General features: G+C 69.1%; 6 protein-coding genes, 1 pseudogene and 1 CRISPR repeat array. Of the genes and pseudogenes, 3 read left to right on the top strand and 4 right to left on the bottom strand.

What is annotated here, in order from left to right; all coding sequences use genetic code 11:
- Positions 1–574 precede the first annotated feature (574 nt).
- A CRISPR array of direct repeats spans positions 575–904; the repeat unit is 29 nt; unit sequence CGGTCCATCCCCACGTGCGTGGGGCTCAC.
- A gap of 324 nt (positions 905–1,228) precedes the next feature.
- Positions 1,229–1,360 carry a hypothetical protein gene (locus D472_RS29300; protein ID WP_017604863.1) on the bottom strand — a complete coding sequence of 44 codons (132 nt, stop codon included), beginning with the start codon at positions 1,358–1,360 and terminating at the stop codon, positions 1,229–1,231.
- A 90-nt stretch (positions 1,361–1,450) separates the two neighbouring features.
- Here D472_RS29300 and D472_RS0112700 point away from each other — a divergent pair, with 90 nt between their 5' ends.
- A complete protein-coding gene (locus tag D472_RS0112700) occupies positions 1,451–1,930 on the top strand; it encodes a nucleoside deaminase (RefSeq protein WP_017604864.1) in 480 nt (159 codons plus the stop codon).
- A gap of 487 nt (positions 1,931–2,417) precedes the next feature.
- Here the strand turns inward: D472_RS0112700 and D472_RS0112705 are convergent, their stop codons facing one another.
- Both D472_RS0112705 and lnt read right to left on the bottom strand, forming a co-directional pair.
- Positions 2,418–2,996, bottom strand: coding sequence for an FxsA family protein (locus tag D472_RS0112705; protein ID WP_026117635.1), 579 nt, complete (start codon positions 2,994–2,996; stop codon positions 2,418–2,420).
- A gap of 97 nt (positions 2,997–3,093) precedes the next feature.
- Positions 3,094–4,737 (bottom strand): apolipoprotein N-acyltransferase, encoded by a 1,644-nt coding sequence (gene lnt, locus D472_RS0112710; protein WP_026117636.1) that lies wholly within the window; start codon positions 4,735–4,737, stop codon positions 3,094–3,096.
- 633 nt (positions 4,738–5,370) lie between these two features.
- Here lnt and D472_RS0112715 point away from each other — a divergent pair.
- On the top strand, positions 5,371–6,582 hold the full coding sequence (locus tag D472_RS0112715) for an ABC transporter ATP-binding protein (protein ID WP_017604867.1): 1,212 nt from the start codon (positions 5,371–5,373) through the stop codon (positions 6,580–6,582).
- 106 nt (positions 6,583–6,688) lie between these two features.
- Here D472_RS0112715 and D472_RS0112720 read toward each other — a convergent pair whose 3' ends face one another.
- Positions 6,689–7,195 carry a TspO/MBR family protein gene (locus tag D472_RS0112720; RefSeq protein ID WP_026117637.1) on the bottom strand — a complete coding sequence of 169 codons (507 nt, stop codon included), beginning with the start codon at positions 7,193–7,195 and terminating at the stop codon, positions 6,689–6,691.
- Positions 7,196–7,378: 183 nt separating this feature from the next.
- Between D472_RS0112720 and D472_RS0112725 the strand changes: the two are divergent.
- Positions 7,379–8,176: pseudogene (locus tag D472_RS0112725) on the top strand (prolyl oligopeptidase family serine peptidase); the annotation flags it as partial.

Below are 8,176 nucleotides of genomic sequence, written 5' to 3' on the forward strand. Positions count from 1 at the left end.
CACCCGGTGTGATCGGCGGCCGGCAACAGGCCGGCGGAGCCATCGTCGTGCACCCGGACCCACTGCCTCACCAGGTCGGTGGACTCGCCCAGGCAACGGCGGGCGGTCGTGGGAGCGGGGCGGACGCTCATCATGGGTCTCCTCGTCGAGTCGTTGTTCTTTCGTCCTGAGTAAGACGTTCCCCCACACCACCGACAAAGCGTTTTCGGAGAAATTTTGTCCCGATATGCGAGAATCCCACGTCAAGGCATACCGCCGGGTCGGAAGGATGGCCGGTACGGGGCATCGACCGAGCAGAGAGCGCACCGCCGGTACGAGCCACGCTGTGGGGTCGGGCATCAGCCGTGGCGAGGTCGTTCGCGGGGTCGAGAGCGATATCGCGCTGAACCACGGGACGACACGGGATTTCGCCTTCCCCCGATGCGGCCGATCCAGTGCTCGAGGGGCAGCCGCAGGTCCTCACCGACCACAGCCACAGCGACCTGCACGCTTACGCCAGGTACAGGGCATTGCCACCGACCCCCCACGTGCGTGGGGCTCACAAGCCCCGACCATCAAAGCCGGGGCGGTTTGTCGGTCCATCCCCACGTGCGTGGGGCTCACTGGCTCATCTGATCGATGCCCACGAACGCGGTCCATCCCCACGTGCGTGGGGCTCACGGCGACCCGGCGATGTCCCGGAAGCTCCGAGACGGTCCATCCCCACGTGCGTGGGGCTCACACATGCCGCGCACCCACCGGCTACTCCGACAGCGGTCCATCCCCACGTGCGTGGGGCTCACCCCATCCACGGGATCGTCCTGTGGTTGGAGGCCGGTCCATCCCCACGTGCGTGGGGCTCACCAGTTCTCAGTGCGGCCCTGAGAGTAGGACGACGGTCCATCCCCACGTGCGTGGGGCTCACAGTTAATGACCTGCAGAAACACGGGCCGTTATCTCCGCGAGATCTACCGGCGGACAGAGCTCCGCTCGGCCTCGCCCACCGGTCGCGCACTCCCCCAGGCACCTGGGGACGAACACTCGCTTCACTCCGCATTCTCCCCCACGAACCCTCGCGGTGACACCCCGATGCTCACTCCACACCACAGGAACCGAAGGCCCGGCCGGGCTGAATCGGCCATCGATGCGTGTCCACCCCGTCCACGGTCACGCCGAAGCGGTCGCGGCTCGGCCCTGCTCCGCGTCCAGGCCCTTGTGGGCGTCACGGCCCCGCTGTTCCCACCGGCCCTCACTGAGCAGGGTAGGGTTCCGGACCGAGCACCCGTACCGGCGAGGCATGTGCGGACTCCCAGGCGTTCAGGGAGAAGGCGACCACGGCGTCGCGGTCCTCGGGGGCGTAGGGGCGGATCGTGGTGCTCATGCGGGCAGGTCAACGACACGTGTCCTGCGGGACCCCTGGTTCTCCGGTGGGTTGTACCGTGGCGCCAGGTCCAGAACGAAAGAGGGCACGATGGTGGACGAAACCGACCTGCGGCATCTGCGACGCGCGGTGGAGCTGGCTGCCGAGGGACTGGACGCGGGGGACGAGCCCTTCGGTTCGGTACTGGTGGGCGCGGACGGTGCGGTGCTGTTCGAGGACCGTAACCGCGTGGCGGGCGGTGACGCGACCCAACACCCGGAGTTCGCGATCGCCCGATGGGCGGCGGAGCACCTGTCTTCCGAGGACCGCGCCGCGACGACGGTGTACACCTCGGGTGAGCACTGCCCTATGTGCTCGGCCGCGCACGCGTGGGTGGGTTTGGGCCGGATCGTGTACGCCAGCTCCACCGAGCAGCTGGTCGGCTGGCTCCGGGAGTGGGGCGTGCCCGGCGCGCCCGTGCGGCCGCTGTCCATCACCGAGGTCGCCCCCGCTGTCCCGGTCGAGGGTCCGGTGGCCGCCTTGGCCGAGGAGGTCCGGGGCCTACACGCGCGCCTGCACGGCTTGGGCTGAACCGCGCGCCGGTGGCGATCCGGGCCGCGCAGTACCACCGGCGGGGCGTTCCGCCCTCACGGAGGCCCACTCGGGCGGAGCCGGTCGCCCTGGACTGTGAGCGCGAACGAGCGGAGGCCGTCGGCGTGGTCGGAGCAGCGGTCACCGGCCACGGTGACGCCGTTGTCGGAGCCCGGGCCGACTGGACGCTCAGCGCGCCCTTGGCTCCGTTGAACTCGCCGTCGCTCCACCTCTCGATGGCCTCGCACCCCTGGAAGTCGCGGCCCCCACTCGTCCACCACCCCATCCGGGGCGAAGGCGCCCGGGCACCCTGTTCCCGAGCACGGTCCTCGCCCGCATCGTGGGCGCCTACGTCTCCCCCACCGAACCGGGCTCCGGGACCGACCCGCCCCAGAGCTCCTGAGGGAACCGGCCATGACGGCGAAGGCCCGTCTCAGGGATCCAGGGAGGGCCTTTCGACTCCTGCCGGGCGCGTCCCTGGGAAGGGTCAGTGCCGGTCGTCCTCGTCGGGCTCGAACCGACCCTGGATCACGCGGCCCCGATTGGCGGTGGGGCGACCCTGATCGGCGCCGCCGGGGTTCGTGCCACCGGGGGTTCGGCCGAAGGGGTCGCCCGGTGTTCTGGGACCGAACGGGCCCTGATCGGGGATGGTGGCGCCGGCGGCGAACTCCTCGTTCACGCGGTCCTGCATCTTCCGCATCCGGCGCGCGGCCCAACCGGCGAACACCCAGCGCAGGGCGGGGCGGGTGAAGGGGGTGGCCAACAGCAGGCCGAGTGTCGCGGTGATGAAGCCCGGAACGACCAGCAGGATACCGCCGGCCATGAGCATCAACGGGTCCAAGAGCCCCTTGCGCGGTTGCTGTCCGGTGCGCATGGCCTCGTCGGCTTCCTGGAGCACCTCGCGAAAGGCCCGCCCGGTGTGGCGCAGCACGGCCACGCCCAGGATCATCAGCGAGACCAGGGACGCCAGAGTCCACGAGACGCCGATCTGCCCGCCGACGACGATCATCAACCAGACTTCCAGGAACGGCAGTGCCATCAACGCGAGCACTAACAGCAACGGCATCGCGGAACCATCCTCAGGGTCGTGGGCCGGGGTCGGTGGTCTCCCTATCGGAAGAACGCCTCCTCGGGGTGAAAGGTTCCCGTGGAGCGGTCTCCTCTCACGTCTTGGCGCGGCGGGCGATGACCATGGAGGCGATCACGGCGGCCAGGCCGAGACCGGACAAGAGGGCTTCGGGAGCCGCACCGAGCCGAGTGGCCAGGGTGGGTCCCTCCATGGCGGTGAGCTCGGCGACGTGGATGTCGGGTTCGGCCTCGGGTGAGCGGTAGGTCACGGTGCCGTCCGGTTCGACCACCGCGCTGACGCCACTGGTGGAGACGACCACGGCGGGACGGCCGTGTTCGACGGCGCGCAATTGGGTGATGGCCAACTGCTGATCCGACTGGCCGGTGAAGTTGTAGTTGGCGTTGTTGGTGGGGATCACGAGGATCTGCCCCCCGGCGGCCACCGCCTCGCGCACCGGTGGATCGAAGGCGACGTCGAAGCAGATTCCCACGGCCAGGGTGGCGTCCGCGACGTCGAGGGCCCCCGCTTCGGTCCCGGGAACGGCGTCGGAACCGACCTGTTCCAGACGGGACACGAAACGGGTGAAGAAGTCTCGGTAGGGGACGTACTCGCCGAACGGAACGAGGTAGCGCTTGCGGTAGACGTCCCCGGGCCCGGTCTCGGGATCCCACACGACGCTCTGGACGTAGCGGGTGCCGTCGTCGTTGAAGCGGCTCATCCCCCATAGCAGGGGAACGCCCACGTCGGCGGCGGCCTCGTCGATGAGTTCGGCGGCCATGGGGTCGCGAAAGGGGTCGATGTCGCTGGCGTTCTCCGGTAGCAGCACCATGTCGGGTTCGGGGTAGTGGCCGGCGCGGACGGCGTCGGCCAACTCGTGCACACCGTCGGCGTGGTTGCGCAGAACCTGCGTGCGCTCGCCCAGGATGGACATCTCTCCGACGTTGGGCACGTTGCCTTGGACCATGCCGACGGTGACGGACTCGATCGGTGCGGGGCGTCCGAGGGCGGGGGCCACCAGACCGCCCAGAACGATCGCGGCACCGGTGGCCAGGCCCACGGTGGGCAGCAGTACACGGGTTCGGCCCCGGGCGTTCACGGCGTGCAGCAGGGTCCACACCAGCATCGCGCCGGTGAGGGCGACGGCGAAGGTGACCAGGGGAGAAGAACCCAGGGCCGCGTATCCGACGAAGGGCGTGTCGGGTTGGGCGAAGGCGAGTTTGCCCCAGGGGAAGCCGCCGAGGGGCCAGCGGGCGCGTACGGCCTCCTGGGCCACCCACAGCGCTGCGGTCCACAGCGGCCAGTAGGGCAGGCGGGCGACCATGGCCAGTCCCATGGCCATGGGCAGGAAGTAGATGGTCTCGGCGCCTGCGATGAGCAGCCACACGTCGACGCCGAAGACGTCCTGCCATTTGATGAGCGGGACCATGAGGGTGGCCCCGGACACCGCGCCCAGCCAGGCGGCGCGTCGAGCCCAGGTGCCGCCCACGGCCAAGAGCAACATGGCGGCGCTGAGCGGGCCGAGCCACCACAGGCCGTACGGAGGGAGCGCGAAGAGTTGGGCCAGGCCGGCACCGATCGCCATCAGGGTCCGCCAGAGCGGATCCCGGTGTCCCCATCGGCCCCCCGGGGTCAAGGGGGACCATATGGTCGCCGTGGTCTTCGGCCCGGTCATCGCGCCGTCCCGAGAGGATCTTTCGGGAGCCTGGGCGGGGCCCGCTCCCGTGTGCTCGGCAACCACGTGGGGTGCTCGCTTTCCGCTGAGGGTGGTGAGCACGGTCAACGGACACGCGCCCCCCGGCCGGCTTGTCGGGGGGACGCGGAAAAGGCCCGAGCCACCCTTCGGACCGGCTCCGTCCCGTCGGCGGCGAGCTCGGAAGACCGTTGTCTACTGGATGTTCGGGCCTTTTCCGGGTCCAACCCCCCGCCCGGTCGCGGTGCTCCGCCCCTCACCCGATCCCAACCGCACCTGGCGCGTGATGCGGTGTCCGATCGGACGAGCGAGGGCCGCACAACCGGTCCGTCCAGTGCTGGACTGGTCGTTAGGTTACCCAGACTCCCCGACCTGTCGTCTCAACCCGGCCACCGTGTCGTGGTGGCCGCATCGAGTACGCGAAGGGGAGCAAGTGGTGAACCGTCGGACAGGCTAACGCACCTGGGGCCCGCACGCCAGCCGTGCCGAGAAGGATTGCGGGCGACCGCAATCAGATCGAAATCGAACCCACTATGGACATTCCGATCACCACCATGATCTGATGTGATCAGAAATCGACCCGCTTCGATCAAGTTCGAACACCGGGTCGAGTTGAAGGGATCATCGGCCACGGGATCCCCTCAATATCGGATACGCCACACCGAGCGGGAGTTGAATGCCATGGCGGAGATCGTCCTCGAGGGCGTCGACAAGATCTACGGCGGCGACGTCAAGGCCGTCGACAACCTGAACCTTCGGATCGAGGACGGCGAGTTCATGGTGCTCGTCGGCCCTTCCGGCTGCGGTAAGTCCACCGCGCTGCGCATGATCGCCGGTTTGGAGGAGATCTCCGCCGGCACGTTGGTCATCGGTGACGAGATCGTCAACGACCGTCCGCCCAAGGACCGCGACATCGCGATGGTCTTCCAGAACTACGCGCTCTACCCGCACATGAGCGTCGAACAGAACCTCGCCTTCGGCCTGAAGCTGCGCAAGGTCGCCAAGCCGGAGATCGCCCGCCGTGTCGCCGAGGCCGCCGAGATGCTCGGCCTGGAGCCCTACCTCAAGCGTAAGCCGGGCGCCCTCTCCGGTGGTCAGCGCCAGCGTGTGGCCATGGGCCGCGCCATCGTGCGCGAACCGCGCGCCTTCCTCATGGACGAGCCGCTGTCCAATCTGGACGCCAAGCTGCGTGTGCAGATGCGTGCCTCCCTGAACCAGCTCCACGAACGCCTGGGGGTGACCACCGTCTACGTCACCCACGACCAGATCGAGGCGATGACCCTGGGTGACCGGGTCGCGGTGCTGCGGGACGGCCGCCTTCAGCAGGTCGACACCCCCAAACGGCTGTTCGACTCCCCCGTCAACCTGTTCGTGGCCGGGTTCATCGGTTCCCCCGCGATGAACTTCGTGGACGCCGAGTTCAAGCGTGACGGGGAGGGGGCGGTGCTGGAGTTCGCCGGGCACAAGCTGCCCGTCCCGGCCTCCCTGCTCGACGACCGTCCGGGACTGGAGGACTACCTGGGCCGTTCGCTGATCCTGGGTATCCGTCCCTCCGACTTCAACGACGCCGAGTTCGACGGCAACGGGGACCCCCGCATCGAGGTCACCGCCGGTGTCACCGAGGAACTGGGTACCGAGATCAACGTCATCTTCGGTATCGACGCCCCACCGGTGCGTCACGAGGACGCCACCGCCCTGGCCAAGGACGCCGCCGGTGACGAAGCCGATAGCGCCCTGGCCCTGGGCGGCGACCGCTCGCTGTTCACCGCTCGGGTGAGCCCGCGCAGCAAGGTCAAGCCGGGCAGCACCATCAGCCTGTCGGTGGACGTCAGCCAGCTGCACTTCTTCGACCAGCAGAGCGGTCTGGCCATCGGTCACCACGGCAACGACTGACCGCCCCTTCCGAGTCCTTCGGAACGAGTATCGTGCGCGGCCGGTGTCCCCTTCCCCCGGGGCCACCGGCCGCGTCCGTGCTCGCCCTCCCGGGCACGGCTCCCGATCAGTTCAGGAGCCAGATGGCCAGGTTCAGGGCGGTGGCGAACAGGGACCAGGCCAGGTAGGGGGCGAGCAGCAACGCCGCGAGCCTGCTATGCCGCCAGGCCAGTACGATCGCGGTGGCCACTGCGACGTCCAAGAACACGATTTCGATCAGGGCCGTGCCGTAGAGCCCCAAGGCGAAGAACAGCGGGGTCCACAAGGCGTTCAGGACCAACTGCAGGACGTACACCACGAAGAAGGTCTTGGCCCCGGCCAGGCCGGCGGCCCGCCAGACCAGCCAACCGGCCACGGCGATCAACACGTAGAGCGCGGTCCACACCGGGCTGAAGAGCCATGAGGGCGGCGCCCAGGTGGGGACTTCGAGTTCGGCGTAGACCCCTCCCGATCCGGACGCGGCCAGACCGCCGACCAGGGCCGTGGCCAGGACCGCCGCCGCGAAGCAGATCGCGGCCACCACGGACCTTCCCACTCCCGGTGTGCGGGGCGCAACAGCGGTACTGCGTTCCATAAGTTCCCCCGAAAATCGCTCATGTGACTCTTCGTGAGGTCTTTCCTACCCACCCACTCCGACCCGCCTCCGAACGATCCCGGCAGGCCCTTTCACCAAACCTTTCCCACGGGTGACATTCCGGCTTCCCCAGGGCCAGGCATCTATTCCTTGACCACCGTGGTGGGCCACTTGAAGCATGTGATCGTGCGTAACCGAGCCCCCGGAGGCGCCCTCGCCCTCGACCCCGCGTCGGTCGTCGACACCTTGCACGGCCGACCCGTTCCCGACCCCTATCGATGGCTGGAGTCGGCGCGTTCGCCCCGGACCCTGCGCTGGCTGGAGGAACGCGCTCGCGAGTACGAACGAGAGGCCTCCGACTGGCCACTGCGCGAGCACCTGGCCACCCGGATCCGGGAACTCCTCGCCACCGACCTGTGGTCCGTTCCGGTCCACCGCCCCGGAGCCCTCTTCGCCACGGTACGCACGGCCGGAGGCGAGCACCCGCGCCTGGTCATCCTGCCCGACGCGGAACCCGGAACACCCCTGGCCGCCCACAGCGCGCGCACCGTGTACGACCCCTGTGTCGAAGACCCCGAGGGCCGCACCACCCTGGACGCTTGGGAACCTTCTCCCGACGGTGGGCTGGTCGCCGTGCAGACATCCTCGGGCGGGGTGGAGCACGGCCGGCTACGGGTGCTTCGGGTGGCCGACGGCACACCCGTGGGGCCTACCGTGCCACGGGTTCGCTACTCGCACGTGGCCTGGCTGCCCGGGGACGGCCGTTCCTTCTTCTACGTACGCCGCGACGGTGTCCAGGGAGTCCGCGGGGTGTGGCTGCGCCGGGCGACCGACGGCGCCGAGACATTAGTGCACGCCTGCACCGGCCCGGGCACCGTCCCCGGAGTGAGGGTCCTGGGCGGGCGCTGGTTGTTGGTGACCGAGAGCCACGGCACCGGCCATCGTACCGACCTGTGGCTGGCCGACCTCACGGCCGCTCCC

This window comes from Nocardiopsis alkaliphila YIM 80379, from assembly GCF_000341005.1.
GTDB classification, from domain to species: domain Bacteria; phylum Actinomycetota; class Actinomycetes; order Streptosporangiales; family Streptosporangiaceae; genus Nocardiopsis; species Nocardiopsis alkaliphila.